Annotated in this window: 13 protein-coding genes and 1 pseudogene; 12 read left to right on the forward strand and 2 right to left on the reverse strand. The window is 58.6% G+C overall.

Annotated elements, in window-relative coordinates; translation table 11 throughout:
* The first annotated feature begins 14 nt into the window (after positions 1–14).
* From gspG to Q9290_RS14255, 10 genes are all read left to right on the forward strand, one after another.
* The gene (gene gspG / locus Q9290_RS14210; RefSeq protein ID WP_306080307.1) at positions 15–443 is read left to right on the forward strand and encodes a type II secretion system major pseudopilin GspG; all 429 of its coding nucleotides are present in this window, start codon (positions 15–17) and stop codon (positions 441–443) included.
* A complete protein-coding gene (locus tag Q9290_RS14215; protein WP_306080308.1) occupies positions 412–876 on the forward strand; it encodes a GspH/FimT family pseudopilin in 465 nt (154 codons plus the stop codon). Before gspG ends, Q9290_RS14215 begins: the two co-directional genes overlap by 32 nt.
* Positions 869–1270, forward strand: a complete 402-nt coding sequence (locus tag Q9290_RS14220) for a type IV pilus modification PilV family protein (protein WP_306080309.1) — start codon at positions 869–871, stop codon at positions 1268–1270. The genes Q9290_RS14215 and Q9290_RS14220 overlap by 8 nt, the downstream gene beginning before the upstream one ends.
* Positions 1267–1941, forward strand: a complete 675-nt coding sequence (locus Q9290_RS14225) for a prepilin-type N-terminal cleavage/methylation domain-containing protein (protein ID WP_306080310.1) — start codon at positions 1267–1269, stop codon at positions 1939–1941. Before Q9290_RS14220 ends, Q9290_RS14225 begins: the two co-directional genes overlap by 4 nt.
* Complete coding sequence (locus Q9290_RS14230) at positions 1919–2860, forward strand: type II secretion system minor pseudopilin (RefSeq protein ID WP_306080311.1); 942 nt, start codon at positions 1919–1921, stop codon at positions 2858–2860. The genes Q9290_RS14225 and Q9290_RS14230 overlap by 23 nt, the downstream gene beginning before the upstream one ends.
* Positions 2842–3918: a PilN domain-containing protein gene (locus tag Q9290_RS14235; RefSeq protein WP_306080312.1), complete on the forward strand. Its 1077-nt coding sequence runs from the start codon at positions 2842–2844 to the stop codon at positions 3916–3918. The genes Q9290_RS14230 and Q9290_RS14235 overlap by 19 nt, the downstream gene beginning before the upstream one ends.
* Positions 3915–4520: a type II secretion system protein GspM gene (gspM, locus tag Q9290_RS14240; RefSeq protein ID WP_306080313.1), complete on the forward strand. Its 606-nt coding sequence runs from the start codon at positions 3915–3917 to the stop codon at positions 4518–4520. Before Q9290_RS14235 ends, gspM begins: the two co-directional genes overlap by 4 nt.
* On the forward strand, positions 4517–5044 hold the full coding sequence (locus Q9290_RS14245) for a type II secretion system protein N (protein WP_306080314.1): 528 nt from the start codon (positions 4517–4519) through the stop codon (positions 5042–5044). Before gspM ends, Q9290_RS14245 begins: the two co-directional genes overlap by 4 nt.
* A complete protein-coding gene (gene gspD, locus Q9290_RS14250) occupies positions 5041–7128 on the forward strand; it encodes a type II secretion system secretin GspD (protein ID WP_306080315.1) in 2088 nt (695 codons plus the stop codon). The genes Q9290_RS14245 and gspD overlap by 4 nt, the downstream gene beginning before the upstream one ends.
* A gap of 305 nt (positions 7129–7433) precedes the next feature.
* A complete protein-coding gene (locus tag Q9290_RS14255; RefSeq protein ID WP_306080316.1) occupies positions 7434–8777 on the forward strand; it encodes a COG1361 family protein in 1344 nt (447 codons plus the stop codon).
* 54 nt (positions 8778–8831) lie between these two features.
* Here the strand turns inward: Q9290_RS14255 and Q9290_RS14260 are convergent, their stop codons facing one another.
* Complete coding sequence (locus Q9290_RS14260) at positions 8832–10895, reverse strand: Ig-like domain-containing protein (RefSeq protein WP_306080317.1); 2064 nt, start codon at positions 10893–10895, stop codon at positions 8832–8834.
* Between the two features lie 502 nt (positions 10896–11397).
* Here Q9290_RS14260 and Q9290_RS14265 point away from each other — a divergent pair.
* Both Q9290_RS14265 and Q9290_RS14270 read left to right on the forward strand, forming a co-directional pair.
* Positions 11398–11814 (forward strand): annotated as a pseudogene (locus Q9290_RS14265) (transposase); the annotation flags it as partial.
* 394 nt (positions 11815–12208) lie between these two features.
* On the forward strand, positions 12209–14419 hold the full coding sequence (locus Q9290_RS14270; RefSeq protein WP_306080318.1) for a COG1361 family protein: 2211 nt from the start codon (positions 12209–12211) through the stop codon (positions 14417–14419).
* A 60-nt stretch (positions 14420–14479) separates the two neighbouring features.
* On the opposite strand, the gene Q9290_RS14275 is transcribed toward Q9290_RS14270, so the two are convergent.
* A complete protein-coding gene (locus tag Q9290_RS14275; protein WP_306080319.1) occupies positions 14480–16780 on the reverse strand; it encodes an Ig-like domain-containing protein in 2301 nt (766 codons plus the stop codon).
* Between the last annotated feature and the right edge of the window lie 313 nt (positions 16781–17093).

A 17093-nucleotide genomic window follows, 5' to 3' on the forward strand; every position in this document is an offset into this window, starting at 1 on the left:
ACAGGGAGGTAAACGTGCGTTATTCACATAAACCATACGGGCTTGGTTTTACCCTGCTTGAGCTGCTGGTGGTGCTGGTGATCCTGGGGCTGCTGGCCAGCCTGGCCGGCCCTCAGGTGCTGCGCCAGCTCGGTGGCTCCAAAACCAAGACGGCGGCGCTGCAAATCAAGGAGCTGAGCACGGCGCTGGATCTATACCGGCTGGAAGTGGGCCGCCACCCCACCACCAGTGAAGGCCTGGAAGCGTTGATCAGCGCCCCCGCCGGCGCCAAGGGCTGGAATGGCCCCTATCTGAACAAGAAATCGGTGCCCAAAGATCCCTGGGGCAACGACTATCAGTATCGGTCTCCCGGCCAGCACGGCGAATTCGATCTGATGAGTCTGGGTTCCGACAACCAGCAAGGAGGCTCGGGTGAAGCTCAGGACGTGGTCAGCTGGGAATAAGGCCACCGGCTTTACCCTGCTGGAGCTGCTGGTGGTGCTGACCATCGCCGTGCTGGCCCTGGCCGTGGCTCTGCCACGCTTTGCCGCCCTGCTGCCCGGGGCCGAGCTGAAAAGCTACAGCCGGCAAACCGCCGCCCTGTTGCGGCTGGCCCGCAGCCAGGCCATTGCCACCGGCGACGTGGTCATCCTCAGCCTGGATGTGAAGCAGCGGCATACGCAGTTGTCCGGGCAGGCCAAAGAGCATGCCTGGCCTTCCGGTGTGACGCTGAGCCTGAAGGATACACAGACATCCCGGCAGCCTGACGGCATCGCAGAGCTGATGTTTTACCCGGACGGCGCCAGCAGTGGCGGCACGGTTCGAGTGGCCAGTGACAACCGGCAATTCCGTATTCGGGTCGACTGGCTGACCGGACGGGTGTATTTCGATGACTAGCCCTCACTCCAGCCATCATCAGAATGGCTTTACCCTGCTGGAGGTGCTGGTGGCCTTTGCGGTGCTCACCATTACCCTGGGGGTGCTGCTCAATATCTTTTCGCTGGCGATACGCACCACCCAGACCGCCCAGGAGCAACAAAAGGCGGTGCTGCTGGCGGAGTCGCGACTGGCGGAGCTGGATGCCGGTTATACACTGCGCCCCGGGGTGGAGCGGGGCGAGTTTGACGATCGCTTTGCATGGGAAACCCGCATTGAGGAATACGACAGCCGGGCACTGATGGACAACCAGACCCTGTTGATACTCTATCGGCTGTCGGTGGTGGTGAGCTGGAGCGAGAACCGCCGCTATGAGCTTTCTACCCTGCGGCTGGTGCGCACGGAGGCCCGATGACACGCGCGCGCGGCTTTACCCTGCTGGAACTCATGGTGGCCCTGAGCCTGCTCACCCTGCTGGCGGGGCTGATGTTCGGCGGTTTTCGCATCGCCAGCCGCGCCTGGCAGAGCGTGGACGAACACAACAACGAGCTGAGCGAAACCGTACAGGCCCAGCGCTTTCTGCGCCGGCTGCTGGCCCGAAGCGAGTCTCGTTCGGTGCCGGAAACCCGGGACACCTCGCAGCTGTCGTTTCAGGGAGACGAACGCTCGCTGATTTTTCTCTCAGCCCTGCCCCAGCGCGACAGCCGGGTCAGCCAGACCGCCTGGTTCTACCTGGCACTGGACGACAGCGATCCCGACCAGCCTGTTCTGCAGCTGAAAACTCAACCCCTGGCCGGGCTGGAAGAGCCCACCCCGGAGCAGCCGGAGATCACCTTTGACTGGTACCGGCTGGTGGACGATTTTCAGCGCCCCGAGGGCATAACCCCGCTGCTGATCCTGCCCGCCGCGGCCTTCAGCCTGAGCTACCTGCCTCGGGAAGAAGACGGCCTGCAACCCGGCTGGCAATCCGATTGGCAGGAGCAGGGTGACCTGCCTGAACTGGTGAAGCTGCAACTGAGCGACGACTGGCCGGCACTGGTGGTGTCACCCGGAGAGCAACGCAATGTTATCAAGCAGCTCGAATAGGCAAGGTGGCATCGCCCTGGTCAGCGTGCTGTGGCTGCTGTTGCTGCTGACGGTGCTGGCCTCGGGGCTGTCGGTAAACAGCCGCAACCAGGCCCGCCAGAGCGGCAACATCGCCATTGCCACGCAACTGCAGCAGGGCGCCGACGCCGGCCTGCAACTGGCGCTGCTTGCCCTGGCCCAAAACGCCGATGCACAGCCCTGGCTGGCCGATGGCAGCCCCTATGTGGTGCAATTCGACGACATGGAGGTGTACGTGGCGCTGTTCAATGAAAGTGGCCGTATCGATCTCAACGCCGCCGGCCCCGAGCTGCTCAACGGCCTGCTGGCCACCGTGGAGCCCGACGATGCCCTGCGCGCCCGGCTGACGGACGCCATTATGGACTGGCGCGACGGTGACGATCTGCGCCGGCTCAATGGCGCCGAAATCGACGACTACCTTGCTGCCGGCCTGGATTACGGCCCCGCCAACGCCCCTTTCAATTCGGTGGAAGAGCTGCAACAGGTGCTGGAAATGACGCCTGAACTGTACCGGCAAATTCACCACAGCCTGACCCTGCGCAACCCGCGCCGGGGCATCAACCCCCAGTTTGCCCCCCGCCAGGTACTGCTGGCCCTGCCCGGCGTGAGTGAGGCCACGGCAGATCAGTTTATTGAAGACAGACGAGCCCGCTTTGAAGCGGGTCAGCCGCCGCCGGCCACCGATCTGTTTCCTCGGGAGCTGCTCTCCAACGGCGCTCCCGGGGTCAACTACACTATTCATACCGAAGCCCGAATGAATACGGTATATCGCTACCGACTGACCGCCAGCCTGCTTAATCGCCGTGGCCGGCCTCTGGTACTGAGCGCGGAGCAGGAATTTATTCCGCTGTTTAGCGACACAGCCCCTGACGGAGACACCCTATGGACGGGGACCGACTGACACAGGCACTTGGCCACTATGGCCGCCAACTCACACAAACACTGGCCCGCTTCTGGCACTGGTGGAGCGGGCAGTTGCTGAACATGCTGCCGGCCACGGTGCGCCAGCGGCTGTTCCGCCCCGGCCAGCGACTGTGCATTTATGCCGGACAGGATCAGTACCAGCTGCAACTGCAGCCCGATGGGCATAAGCAGGCCGTTACCGATGTTCCCTCGGCCGAACGACAACAACTGGTGCAAAAGGCCAACCAGACAAAGCTGTGCCTGCCCGCCGGCGAACTGCTGCTCACCCAACTCACCCTGCCCGCCGCCACCGCCGGCAACCTGGACAATGTGCTGCGCTTTGAAATGGACCGGCACACCCCCTTTACCGCCGACCAGGTGTATTTCGGCTTTGCCATCGCCCCACGGGAAAAAAACAGCCCGCACATTCGAGTGAGCCTGCTGCTGGCACCGAGGGAGCGAGTAGATGCGCGGCTTGCCGAACTGGCCGGGCTGGGGCTGTATCCTGCAGTGCTATGTGCCGCCGACCAGCCACAGGCTCCGTCCATTACCCTGCCCGTTGCTCATCAGAAGGCTGGCCAGCGCAGCCGGCGGCTGAAAAACCTGAACGGTGCCTTGGTACTGGTGATGCTGTCTTTGCTGATCGCCGTGCCGCTTTATCACCGGCAAAACCGCATCGACCAGCTGGCCGCCGAGCTGGAGCAGCCCCGCCAGCGTGCCGAGCAGACCGCCGCCCTCAAGCGCGAGCTGGCCGCCCTGCAGGACAGCCGGGACTTTCTTGGCAAAAAACGGGTCGGGCGCACGCCTACCCTGCCGCTGCTGAATGAGCTCACCCGGCAACTGCCCGATCACACTTGGCTGAGCCGGCTGGAGCTGGAAAATGGCACCGTGCAAATTCGTGGCGAGTCGGCCAATGCCTCGGAGCTTATCAGCCTGCTGGAAAATTCCGCCCTGTTTACCGACGTACGCTTCAGCTCGCCGATCACCAATAACCCGGCCACCAGCAAGGATCGCTTCATGATCACCGCCCGTCTGAATGAAGGAGGTGCGCCATGAACCTGGATGCTCATCAACAGAAACTGGCGGCCCTGGGGCTGCTGGTGCTGGTGCTACTGCTGGCGTTCAGCCTGATCATCAGCCCCCTGTTCAGCCTGTTCTGGCGTCAGGGCGAACGGCTGGACCAACTGGAAGATCAGCTGGCGCGCTACCAGCGCCTAGCCGGCGAGCTGGAGCAGACTCAGCAGCAACTGCAACAGCTCAGGGCCAGCGCCCCCGACGATAACCTCTACCTTCCCGAACAGCGACCCACCCTGGCCCAGGCCTGGCTGCAGCAGCACCTTAACCGGCAAGTGGCACGCAGCGGCGGCCAGCTGGTGAGCATTCAGAATGCGCCGACCAATACCGAAGGCCCGTTGCCGGAAGTCATGCTGCGGGTGCACCTGCGCAGTGAGCTCAACGAGCTGGTGCCGCTTATTCATGCCATTGAGTCGGGCACACCGGCCCTGTTTATGGAAGACCTGGTGATCACTGCCAATACGCGTCGACCCACAATACGCAACAACCGGGTAGTGCGCCGGCAAAGCGCCCGGACTCAAGAGATACCTTATCTCGATGTGCGCTTTAATCTGCTGGGTTATACCCGACAGGAGGCCCCATGATGCAGCCACCCTGGCCGCTGTTGCTGCTGCTGTGGCTGCCGGCAACCCTGGCACAAACCGCCAGCGAAACGGCACCGGAATATCCGCCCCTGGAGCAGTTTGACGACATCATCGAACGGCCGTTGTTCAACGCTACCCGGCGGCCAAAGGCCGGCGACGACGACAGCAGCCTGAGCGAAAGTGCCGCCGAGATGCGGGAAAAATGGCGCCTCAGCGGCGTGGTATGGGAAAACGACCTGCAACTGGCACTGTTCAGCGAACGGGAAGGCGAAGGACGGCAGCGCATTCGCACCGGCATGTATCTGGACGGCAACTGGCAACTGGAAGAAATCACCGAAGACAGCGTGACCCTGACCGACGACGGCCAGCGACTGCGGCTGGAGCTGTGGGAGCCGAGAGCCCCCTCAACCCGGCCACTGCCGGAGCAGGACACACAGCAGAAGGCAGATGAGCAGCCTGAGCAGGAAACCGACAACGGCGACGAGCCGGAAACCGAACAGGGAAGTAACGGGGAGTCATCATGAACAAGCTTGCATTACCTCACTGGCTGAGCGCCAGCCTCATCTGCACCCTACTGGTGGCCTGCACCACCCCCACCGGCGAGCGCACCGCCCTCGACAAACCCTGGGGCAAGGACAGAGTGAGCAGCAGCTACGATCCGGTCAAGCTGCCCTCCGGCGAGCGGCCCGCCGATCGGCTTCCCGCCAGCCTGACGCCGGCACCGGCGGCCACACCGGCCACTCGCGCCGAAATTTACCGGGGCTCGGGCAACTTTATGCGCCTGGGCCAGGCCGAACAGACCGCCGCCCCGGCCCCCGGCGACGTGACCCTCAACTTTCAGGGCTCCGACATTGCCGAGGTGGTGAAAACCATACTGGGTGACATTTTGCAGCTTAATTACTCCCTCGACGAACGGGTGCGGGGTCAGGTCTATCTGCAAACCAACCGCCCCATTCGCCAGGATGACCTGCTGCCCACCCTTGAAAGCCTGCTGCAAACCCACGGCGCCGCCCTGGTGCACAGCAATGGGCTATTTAACGTAGTGCCCGCCGGCGAGGTGCCGCCCTCGGCCCTGAATCCGCGCCTCACCCCTACCGCCGAACGCGGCTACCAGATGCTGATTTTGCCCCTGCGTTACATTGGCGCTCAGGAAATGGAAAAGATACTGGAGCCGGTAAAACCCCGCCAGGGTGCCATGATGGTAGACCCCAGACGCAACCTGATCACCCTAGTGGGCACCCGGGACGAGCTCACCAACATTCGCGATACCGTCAATTTGTTTGATGTGGATCAGCTGCGCGGCATGTCGGTGGGGCTGTTTCGGCTGCAGGCCAGCAGCGCCGATGTGATTGCCAGCGAGCTGCAGGCCATTTTCGGCGACGAGGCCGAAGGCCCATTGGCGGGCATGGTGCGCTACCTGCCCATAGAGCGGCTCAACGCCCTGCTGGTGATCACCCCCCAGGAGCGTTACCTCACCGATGCCAGAGTATGGATACAACGGCTGGACCGGGCCGAGAACCCCCGTGGCCTCAACATGTATGTTTATCATGTGCAAAACGGCAAGGCCGATCACCTGGCCGAGCTGCTCAACCAGCTGTTTGACAGCCAGCGCCGCAACAGCGCCGGCTCGCCCCTGCCGGCGGCGGCCAGCAGCAGTGAAGAAGGCAGCCCGGTGCAGATTGCCACCGGCATTAACGCCGCCAACCTGGATGTGGGCGAAGTGAGCGTGATTGCCGACACCGAGCGCAACGCCCTGGTGGTGATGGCCGCCAGCGCCGACTACGAGAAGGTGGAGCAGGCCATCAAGCGGCTGGACCAGTTGCCGCTGCAGGTGCTCGTGGAAGCCACCATAGTGGAGGTGAGCCTGGAAGACGAGCTGCGCTACGGCCTGCAGTGGTATTTTAAAAACAGCCTGGGCGGCGGCCGCACCGGCGTGGGTGCCGTGGGTTCGCTGCCCATTCCCTCGCCCTTTGACGGCGGCCTGGACGTCAGCGCCAGCTACGAGGTATTCAACGCCGCCGGCACCCGGGCCCTGCTTCAGGCCCTGGCCAGCGACTCCAAGGTGAACGTGATCTCCTCCCCCTCGCTGATGGTGCTCGATAACCAGAAGGCGCTGATCAGAGTGGGGGATCAGGTGCCCATTCGTACCTCGGAAACCACCAACCTCAACAGCGATGTGGGCAATGTGACCAGCACCATTCAGTATCGGGACACAGGTGTGCTGTTGGAGGTGACTCCACGGGTAAACGCCGGCGGCATGGTGGTACTGGAGCTGGTGCAGGAGGTCAACGACGTGGCTGCCACCACCAGCTCCAACATTCAGTCGCCCACCATTACCCAGCGCAAAATCGACACCCGGGTGGCGGTGCAGAGCGGCGAAACCCTGGTGCTGGGGGGCTTAATCCGTGAAAACACCACCCGCGACAGCCAGGGCGTGCCGGGCCTTCGCCATGTGCCGGTACTGGGCTGGCTGTTTGGCAGCAGCGGCACCAACACCCGGCGCACCGAGCTGGTGGTGCTGATCACCCCCACCGCCGTGGCCAACGCCATCGACGCCCGCGCCGTGACCCAGGAATACCGCAGCAAGCTGCAGCAGGTGGCGATGTAATACCGCAAAGCAGCACCACCGACATAAAAGGTGTATCAGGTTTGATACACCTTTTTCTATTGATATCTCACTGAAATATAAGAGTTTGCTTTGTTTTATGAGAAAAAACCGTAACCCAGAGCTAACACCTGCAAATTAAATATCGGTTTTCATCCAGTAAACTCCTTTACTTTCAGTTACATAAAAAATGGCACTGATTATGCCTCCATGACGTACAACCGCAAGTGCCGCCTCGGCGCTGTGCGAGCATGTGAGCGCCGGAGCAAAGCACGGGCGCCAAACAAAGATGGATGGAGGATAACATCATGTCTTTATGGAAAAACTGTAGTAACGGCGCTGGCTGCAAGGCCCTGCACACGATGGCAGTGGCCATGCTGAGTGCCTTTATATTGATATTGGCGATGCCGGCCCAGGCAACAGATGTTCAGCCTGTAGTAGTACCAGGTAACGCGGAGTGTACGCTGGGCGAGGGGCAGAGCTTTTTTAAAATTGATGAAAGTCTGTTAGGTGGATACGGTGAAACGACCGCACATTACGATGACGAAACAGGAACCTGGTTTTTCATAACACGCATTAACGAATCTACCTTTAACTGGTATGTGGAAGGCGGTGTGGTTTACTCCGTTGGGGTTAAAGGTGGTCCGGATACCAATGTGTATAACTATCCAAATGGAGCAACTTCAGATACCGGCCTGATGACCCCTACGAATCCGAGAAATGGCTCTCAACCGGGGATTAGCCATATTTCATTTTGTTATGAACCCGGTGCGCCCAGCATTGATATCACCAAAAACTGTGACGGAACCGACCTTAACGGTATGGTCGCCACCTACAATTACACCGCCACCATCACCAATGACGGCGACTTTCCGCTCACCAACATTGAGCTGAAAGAAGCCCAAAACGGTTTTGACAGTTGTGTAATCAATACTTTGGATGGCAACTCCGTTACAGAACAACCGCTCACTCTGGGCAGTTATGTCAGTATTAATGGAGTAGGCACCCTGGATCCGGGTGATTATGTTGATGTCGGCATCACCTGTACCGCCGATGAAATTAATCTGGTCAACGATATCTCCACCCGAGGTACTTATGACGGGGAATATGTCTCCGATATGACCAGCGCAACATGTCAGTTCACTCCTGACCCCATGGTCAGTGTCGACAAAACCTGCCCCTATGATGAAAGCGTTCGTCTGATGGCAATGGAAGGCATGCTGGTTGCCGAAGTCTGCCCGGTTATTACCGTCAAGAATACCGGCGCTGAAACCCTGTCCAGCGTGGTTCTGAACGACCCGGCACTGCCGGAACTGGCAGCTCTTGGCAATATAGGCCCCATGGCTCCGGGAGCCACTATCGTGATTGATGAATATTGCTACCTGCCGGCAGCCCCTGCAGGCGCTACCTGGGACGATTTCCTGGGGGTTGTGGCCGATCCAATCGATCCCATTGAAGGCACCGAGGATAAATATGCCACTGCTACTGCCGCCTTTTTCAACAAGGTTACAGTGGATGCCATCGGTTTCTTTGGTGGAAGTGACTCCGACTCCGACACCACCTATAGCTGGGACGATGAAAAACAGGAATGGGTAGCCGAGTGCCCGCTGTGTGCCCCCTGCCCCGAGTGTGAAACTAACGGGGAATATTAATTAACAAGCCATTTTGGCAAGCAAAAGGGGCGGCTCGTGCCGCCCCTTGTTTTGTTAATGGGGTTTACCGTTTCCCTTGCCCTTGCCACCGGAGCTGCCACCGTCGCCACTGAGACTGATGCTGACCAGGGCGCTGGCCGTGGCCTTGCCGTCGGTAATGGTATAGCTGAAGCTGTCGCCGCGCTTGAAATTGTGCGCCGGGGTATAGCTCAGGGTGCCGTCGGCGTTAATGCGCACCGACCCCTTGCCGCCCTGAGTGACCGAGGCAATGCGCAGGGCATCACCATCCGGGTCACTGTCGTTGGCCAGCACATTGATGGTAATGGCGCTGCCACTGGTGCTGGCGCTGTCGTCATTGGCCACCGGCGCCCGGTTGGGGTCTTCCGGCGTAGTTGGCGCAGCCTGCACCGTGACGCTCACGCTGGTGGCGGCTTCACCGCCCCGGCCATCGGTAATACGGTAGCCAAACACCTCGGTACCACTGAATCCGGCGGGCGGGGTATACACCAGGCGGCCATTGCTGATGCTCACCTTGCCGCGGGAGCTGTCGGCGCCGCTGATGCTCAGGGCATCGCCGTCCGCATCCCAGTCGTTGGTCAGCACGTCTATGGTGACGGCGTTATTTTCGGTGGTACTGGCGCTGTCGTTTACCGCCACCGGCGCCTGGTTGGGGCTTTCCGGCTCGCCCCCCTCACCGAGGCTGATGTCTACGGTCAGGCCATTTTCATCCGCCCACAGAGGGGTAATGGTCAGGCCGCTGTCGGCATCGGTAAACGACAGCCCTTCGCCCAGCGCCGGATCCATCATGTCGAACTCGGGCGCCCAGGTCACACTGCCCGGGGTCATGTCGAGCAGATGGCTGGAGTCGGCGTCTCCTTCTGTGACCAGCCGCAGCAACAGGCCACTGGCCAGAGTTTGCGGATCGCCAAAGCTGGAGCTGGCAAACAACGACCTGTCGGCCCCCAGCGGCTGACGGTGATCCAGATAAAACCACTGTTTGTTGCCGCTGGCATCCAGCCCGCGCAGAATTTTCAGCCCTGTTGCCTGGCCATCCTGGGCGGCCATGGGCGCCAGGGTGTAGGTGCCGCTGCCGGTGATTTCGGTCACGCCTTTTATCCAGCCCAGTTGCTCCTTCTGAAACGGCCCGGCATGGGCCAGGGCATCGCCCATAATGCTCATGGTGTCGCCATATTCCAGCCGGCTGCAGCTGCCGGACAGTACGCCGTCGCTGCAATGCAGGCCATGGGCATGCCTGAGCCCCAGGTTATGCCCCAGCTCGTGAGCCACAATCTGCAAATCCAGCCCGGCAGTCACAAAGGCGCGGGAAGGAGAGCCGCCCACCGTGCCCCAGTTGGCGTTGCAACCGCTGGACTCGGGCACCAGATACACCAGCCGGTCGTACTGGCTTAAATCCACCCCGCTTTGGGTGGCCAGGCGGTTGGCTTCGTCTATGGTGCCGGACGGGCAGCCGCCCCCCTGCAGCGGCACCGTATACCAGCCCAGGGCGTCACCGGTCAGCCAGGTCTGGCCGTATGAGGCCTCCATAAAGTAATTACTGACCGGGCCAAACATAAAATCGGCGGCCTGTTGCCGGGTCCAGGGTTTGTCGTTGGGGGCATTTTCGTAGTTAACCAGCATCACCGCCGTGCGCTGCTCGCCCAGGGTGGCGCCGGCGCTGGCGGCGGTGCCACCGTTGCTGCCGCCATCGGCTCCCAGGATCAAAATGTCGTCCGCCAGCAACAATAGGTGATCGTCCGCATCGGTAATCTCACTCTCCCGCCCCAGGGCTAGACCACGAACCGCCACCCGCTGGCCGCTGTGCAGCCTGCTCACCGCACCGGCCGGGTACAGCTCCAGTTGCTCGTTATCCTGAGTATGCAGCAAATAACGCAGCCGGCTGCTGCCATCCTTATGGTGCTCATAACGCAGCTCCAGCTCGCCTTGCTGCTCGGCTGGCTGGGCCAGCCTGGCCTGCCGCGCCAGCATCAGCGCCTTGCCGGGATGAATGCGTGCCAGCGCCACCAGGCCGGCCCGGTTTTCCGCCGGGGCTGCCAGCGGTGGCTGTTTGGCGGCAATGCCATGATCGTGGGCTTCTTCAGTCACAGCGGCAAAAGACATGGAGGCAGCAGTAATACCGCCGGTTGCCAGCAAAAAGGCAACAGCAGACCCGGAAAGGCGCATCGGTTTCTCCCAAAAAATACAAAAGCAGGCTTTCCCCAATAAAGGAGCCATTTAAATCTTTATTAAAACGTGCTGGCCAGAAGAACAGAAAAAGGCTCTGGCAATAACGGGCTGCCACTCACACCCAAAGAGCACAAAAAAACAAAACTCAAATGGTGCTGTAGCAACCGGACGGCGGGCACTATAACATTCGCAACTGGTTACTTTTTATTCCATAACGCTATAAAAACGCACAACTTGGCTAAATAAAAAGCAAAAGGAGCCTGATGAATATGATCATGAAATGTTAAGTCTTTCATTTGAATGAAATAAAACAGCTGTTTATTTTTCAATCACTTGCGTTCTTTTCGCTGTTTGAAAACTGTTGTTTCCTAAATAAGGGAGCTATCTGCCTCCCCCATGCGCTGATCACCTGACGAACGGACTCAGGAGCAGGCAGATGGGCAAAGCACGGCACTACATCAGTCACTGGCGGCTGTACCACCGTACTTTGGTTCATCGCGGTTCACTTACCTGCTGGATCGATGAACAAGCCATTGAGCACTAGCATTGCCATCAGCATCATGGTCGTCGCGGGCGTAGCTTCCACTACAGCGACAGCGCCATTGAAACGGCGCTCATGTTCAAGGCCTTCTTCGGCTTACCGTTACAGGCACAGGAAGGCGAGGGGAAGCAGCGTAACCATGACAAGGATTCGCGTACTCACGAGATCGTCGCCGCCGAGGTCAGTCTGGAGAACGTGGCGGATAGCGAAGTGTTGTCGACCTTGCCCAACCCATTGCGGCACCGTTTACATCAGCTCTCGAGCGGTGGTGCTGACGATACTAGGGAGTGCCATAAGATCTTGCTCAAAAAAGAAACAGGCTGTCCCGACTCTAATTTCATTAACAGCACCGCCTCAATGGGACATGACTTCGCCGTCCGCGTCTGAATATCAGTAACTTACACACCAGCCTTCCCATAAATATCGCACCAACTCTCTGAACCAACAGAATATTTCAGGAATGATACACCTTTAGCACCGCCGACTTTCTTTGAATATTAAGGAGTTAGTCAAAGCCACCACAAAAAATGTATCAAAACTGAAACACCTCGCCTTTAACCAATCTGGTTAGTCTTATATAAATCCTTAATAATCAAAATATTAAAGAGTTGGCTTAATATATGCCTCTCCTTTGTCGGTAATGCCGGCTTTGCACATCATTCAGTGCAGGACCCGGTTCTTGATGAATAACAAAGGAGTTGCAGTCATGAAGACGAGACGATTTACACGATGTCTGCCCCTGCTGGCGGCCATGGCCATAGGCAGTGCCTGGGCGGTGGACAACGAGGGTCTGTTCGAGCTGGACTACAATGGTCCGACCGTAGCCAATGCTGTCGATGATAATAACGGCGGCGGCAGCAGTGACGGTGACGACTGGGAAAATATCGCCGACGGCAGCGATAGCGCCATCGCCACCACAATGGGAGACCTGGGAGGTATCATCAACGATACCAAAGGCAGTAATGACGACGTCTTTACCGGAGGGGGTAGTAAGGACGATCTGGATATTCCCAACTGGATGCATAAATCCGCCAAGTCCACCCCGGACAAGGACAATATCACCAACGCCTATGCGGCAGCCTATCAAAATGCCCTGGGCGAGGTCATCGTCTATTTCGGTGCCGATCGCTTTGCCAACAATGGTGATGCCCAAATGGGTTTCTGGTTCTTCCACGATAACGTTTCATTAAACCCGGACGGAACTTTTAATGGTGTACACACCATCGGGGATACTCTGATTTTGGCCAATTTCTCCAATGGGGGGACTGTAAACACCATCGAGGTATGGGAATGGCGGCCGGGAGCAGGTAGCGATGGTAATATCAACCTGTTCAAACTCGGCGACTTTGGGGCCTGTGATGGCACAAATCCCAACGTCTGCGCCCTGAACAACGACAGCGACACGCCTTCTTTCTGGCCCTATGATCCCAAGTTTGGTACCACAGGACAGATTCCCGACAACTCCCTGTTCGAAGGGGGGATCAACCTCAACCAGGTGATAGGTGATGACATCTGCTTCTCCTCCTTCATGGCGGAAACCCGTTCTTCCACATCGGTGGATGCCCAGCTGAAGGACTTCGCCCTTGGCGATTTTAGCCTCTGCGGTATCGATATCACCAAGGAATGTCGAGATCTGGACCCAGAAAATGAAAATAGCCAAGGCATCATCAACGAGGATGGCAGCCTGATCACCCTGGGTTATGAGGGTACTGTGGTGAATACCGGCGCGATCACTTACCAGGTGTTCCTGGAAGACCTGGTCGACGGCAACGGCGGCACCACGGGCGGTGATGGCATTACCCAGGTTTGTATTGACGGCCTGAACGGCAACCCGGAAGACGGTATGTGTCAGGCAGATGAAGATCTGGGCGCCGGCGTCCTCAATGGTGATGGTACCGCCACCTTCGACCTTCCCGGCGGTCAGACCGCGCTCTACATCGGCGAATGGACGGTAAGCGGAGAGCCCACCAGCCTGACCTTTGGCAATGAGATACAGGCCACCGCTACCATTAACGGCATTCCCGTGTTCAGCGAGCCGGCCAGCGATACCACCACCTGTGTGGTAGTGGGCAATGCCGATATCGAGGTGCTCAAAATGTGTAGCAATCCGACCATCGTAGGTGGTGATACCTTCGAGGCCGATATCACAGGCGTTGCGACCAATACCGGTAATGTGAAGCTGAACGAGGTATCGCTTGTTGATGTGACCGACCTTGGTGCACCCGCAGGGGCTTATACCTTTGTCCGTGACGCGAACAAGAATGGCCTGGTTGACGTAGGAGAACCAGCGTTTAACAACGGAGTCGACTCCCTGACACCGGGTGAAATGGTCGCCTTTAAGGCCAAGGTGTCCAGCACATCTTTCACCACTCACGAAAATACCATCACCGCCAGTGGTACCAATGCGTTCGATAGCTCCGATCAGCCCTCCGACTCCGCCTCGGTTACTGCAGAAGACCAGTGTTCGGTCAGCCCGGATCCGGTGATCGCCATCGAGAAACTCTGTGATGACGACTTTGGCAGCAATGGCAGTGGTGTGGAACTGACCGCGACCGGATCACCCGAGGTCATTGCAGTCAAGGTGTATAACACGCTGACCGCGACCAACAATGGTACCGAGGACCTGACCAATGTGGTGATCAGTGATGCCGAAGGCGGCCTGACTTGGGTCGACAACGGCGGCTCAAGCTTTGACTGCTCCGCCGGCACCAGTTGTACCGGCACGCTCCAGGTAGGTGAATCGGCCGACTTTACCATGAACTACCTGCCCGATGCGGCCAGCAGCATTATCGGTGCCCTCACCAACCCAGGCGGTATTCTCTTTGAAAATACCGCATTCGCAAATGGTGATGGTGTCTTGAGTGGCTTGTCTGCTCCCGAAGTTTCAGACGATGCAGAGTGTGCCCTATGTAACTAATAAGATAGAGGGAAAATAAAAAGGGGCGCCATGGGCGCCCCTTTTTACTGCCAGGCCAACTCAGCCTTTACCTTTTCCCTTATTATTACTACCCGACGAGCCGCTGCTCTCGCCGCCGACGGTCACCGCTACCTGAGCGCTGGCACTGGCTGTGCCGTCGCTGACGGTGTAGGAAAAGCTGTCGCTACCGCTGAAGCGGCGATCCGGCCGGTAGCTCAGGGTTCCATCGGCCTGCAGGTTTACTTGGCCATGGGCTGGCTGGCTGATACTTGTGATCGACAGCAGATCGCCGTCTGGATCAGTGTCGTTGGCCAGCACCGCAATGGTTACTGTGCTTTTTTTCGCAGTTTCGGCACTGTCATCCATCGCCTGGGGCGGCTGATTGCTGGTAATCGGTATGCTGACGGTATAGCCACTAGTGGTCTGAGCCATGTCCCCGCTCAGTTCATGCTGGCCATAAGCCGTAACTGTATAGAAGCCCTCGCCGGCATCGGCTGATGAGCTGACCATCATCAGGGTGGTGGCGCTGGCTCCGGGGGCCAAAGTCAAGGTTGGCTCCTCAATAACGGCAGTCCAGCCGGAAGGCACAGAACTGTCCAGCGCAACAGCCACCGGCTCACAAGCGGCGGCGTCCCGGTTGGTAATCGTTAAACGATAGCCGACGGACTGGCCGGGGGCACCCGAACTGCCTTCAACCGGAGAAAGGGTCAGCTCCGGCTGGGCGGGGCTGCACTGCACTGTGGTTGTGCCCATTTCTACCGCCACCTGGGCACCGTTGGTATCGGTCCACTGGGTGCTGATGGTGATCCCTGATTCGGGATCGGTAAAGCTCCGTCCGACCGCCAATGCAGGATCCATATGATCACCACCCACCCGACTGTCCGGGGTCATATCCAGCAGATAGCTGCCGTAATAATGGTCATCTTCCTCGCCGATCCGCACTATCACACCGTCAAGGATGTTATCGCTGTCAAAGGTGCTGTCCTCAACAATGATGCTGTCGAAACCAACTGGCTGGCGATACTCCACATAGAGCCAACTGCGCAGGCCGGTGACCGGGTCCTGGCTACGCAGGATCTTGAGCGCTTTTGGATCGGGGCCTTGTTCCGTTGAATAGGGCTCGAGGTTGAATACACCGGATTGCTGAACCTCGAGTACGCTGTCCGGACCGTCGAACCAGTTCAATTGAGTCTTATGATAGCTATTCAGATGAGCGAGCCGCCCGCCCATCACATCCAGAGAATCACCATATTCCCATTGACGACATTCACCTTCCAGCACACTGCCCTGACAATCCCAGCTATGGGCGTGATGCAACCCCAGGGTATGGCCGACTTCATGAGTTGTTATCCTGTCGGTGATGTTTCCGTTTAGGGTAACCCGGGAAGGCTGGCCACCCAGCGAAGACAGCCCGGCCCAACCACAGCTGCTGCGCTTGGGTTGAACCAGTACGATACGCTGAAATGCGGACAGATCGATACCATCAGCCAGCGCTGCCTGATCGGCCAGCTCATTCGTCATCACGCTATCACAGCCTGAAGCACTCATGGGCAGGGTATACCAGCCATGCACTTCACCGCTTAACGACATCAGACCATGAGAGTTTTCAAAGAAAAAGTCGCTGGCAGTACCAAAAACAGCGTTACTGATCTCGGCCTCGGTAAAAGGCTGGCTGGTGTCGTCCTCGAAATTGACCATCAACACCAGGGTGCGCTGATCGCCGGTGGTCTGGGTGGGTGCCGCCGTGGCGGTTGTGGTCATGGTACTCCCGTCGGCAGTAAAGGCCAGGTAGCTCAGCCCTTGCTGCTCGGTTTCCAGCAATACCCCCTCGGCCTGGATCTCGTCACCAGAGTTCAGGTCTGAATGCGCGCCGGCCAGATGCAAGGACATGCGTTCGCCGGCAGGCGTAGTCAGGAAATGACGCAAACGATGAGAACCATCCTCATAATCTTCGTAATAGGCCTCTACCGTCCCTTCCGCCTCAAACCGCTGCTCCAGCATGGCCTGCACTTCGGCGGGCATGCCGCTGCGCTGTTCCTCACTGATGGCCAGCTCCAGCACCGCCTGCGGATTGGTTTGTGCCAGCTCCGCCAGTGACAGCGCCCGGCTCCGGGCCTGCTCGGCCAGTTGTTGCCGGGCACGAGTCTTGTCGGCACCACTGGCAGCGGCCTGCCAGTGCCGGGATTGCTCCAGCAGGGCTTGGGTCTTGTCTTTTGCCTGTTGCGCGGCGGCACTGGCCGACACAGCGGCGGAATGAGCGGGGTGTTCCTGCCCGGCATGGGCGGCAAACGACACGGACAGGACGGCGGCAAAGACACCGGCAGCCAGATAACAGGCAATAGCAGGCCCTGGAAGGCGCATGGGTTTCTCCCGAAAAAAGTGAAAAGAATGCCTGCCCCAATAAAGGAGCCATTCAAATCTTAATTAAGTTTTATTTGCCAGAAAAAGAAATACCACGAGCTCTGGCGATGACGGGTTGTGAGGCACAAAAAAATAAAACTCAAATGGTGCTGTCACAACCGAACGGCGGGCACTATAACATTGGGGACTGGTTATTTTTTATTCCTTATTGATATAAAAATAACCACATGGGTGAATTAAAAAGCAAAAGGAGTCTATTGAATATGATCATGGAATGTTAAGTCGCTCATTCCACTGCAATAAAACAATTGAT

It is taken from the genome of Oceanimonas aquatica, from assembly GCF_030732065.1.
Lineage (GTDB): Bacteria > Pseudomonadota > Gammaproteobacteria > Enterobacterales > Aeromonadaceae > Oceanimonas.

Excerpts from the sequence above, each read along its gene's own strand:
- Q9290_RS14220 (WP_306080309.1), top strand. The coding sequence starts at position 869 with ATGACTAGCCCTCACTCCAGCCATCATCAGAATGGCTTTACCCTGCTG.
- Q9290_RS14225 (WP_306080310.1), top strand. The coding sequence starts at position 1,267 with ATGACACGCGCGCGCGGCTTTACCCTGCTGGAACTCATGGTGGCCCTG.
- Q9290_RS14230 (WP_306080311.1), top strand. The coding sequence starts at position 1,919 with ATGTTATCAAGCAGCTCGAATAGGCAAGGTGGCATCGCCCTGGTCAGC.
- Q9290_RS14235 (WP_306080312.1), top strand. The coding sequence starts at position 2,842 with ATGGACGGGGACCGACTGACACAGGCACTTGGCCACTATGGCCGCCAA.
- gspM (WP_306080313.1), top strand. The coding sequence starts at position 3,915 with ATGAACCTGGATGCTCATCAACAGAAACTGGCGGCCCTGGGGCTGCTG.
- Q9290_RS14245 (WP_306080314.1), top strand. The coding sequence starts at position 4,517 with ATGATGCAGCCACCCTGGCCGCTGTTGCTGCTGCTGTGGCTGCCGGCA.
- gspD (WP_306080315.1), top strand. The coding sequence starts at position 5,041 with ATGAACAAGCTTGCATTACCTCACTGGCTGAGCGCCAGCCTCATCTGC.
- Q9290_RS14255 (WP_306080316.1), top strand. The coding sequence starts at position 7,434 with ATGTCTTTATGGAAAAACTGTAGTAACGGCGCTGGCTGCAAGGCCCTG.
- Q9290_RS14260 (WP_306080317.1), bottom strand. The coding sequence starts at position 10,895 with ATGTCTTTTGCCGCTGTGACTGAAGAAGCCCACGATCATGGCATTGCC.
- Q9290_RS14270 (WP_306080318.1), top strand. The coding sequence starts at position 12,209 with ATGAAGACGAGACGATTTACACGATGTCTGCCCCTGCTGGCGGCCATG.
- Q9290_RS14275 (WP_306080319.1), bottom strand. The coding sequence starts at position 16,780 with ATGCGCCTTCCAGGGCCTGCTATTGCCTGTTATCTGGCTGCCGGTGTC.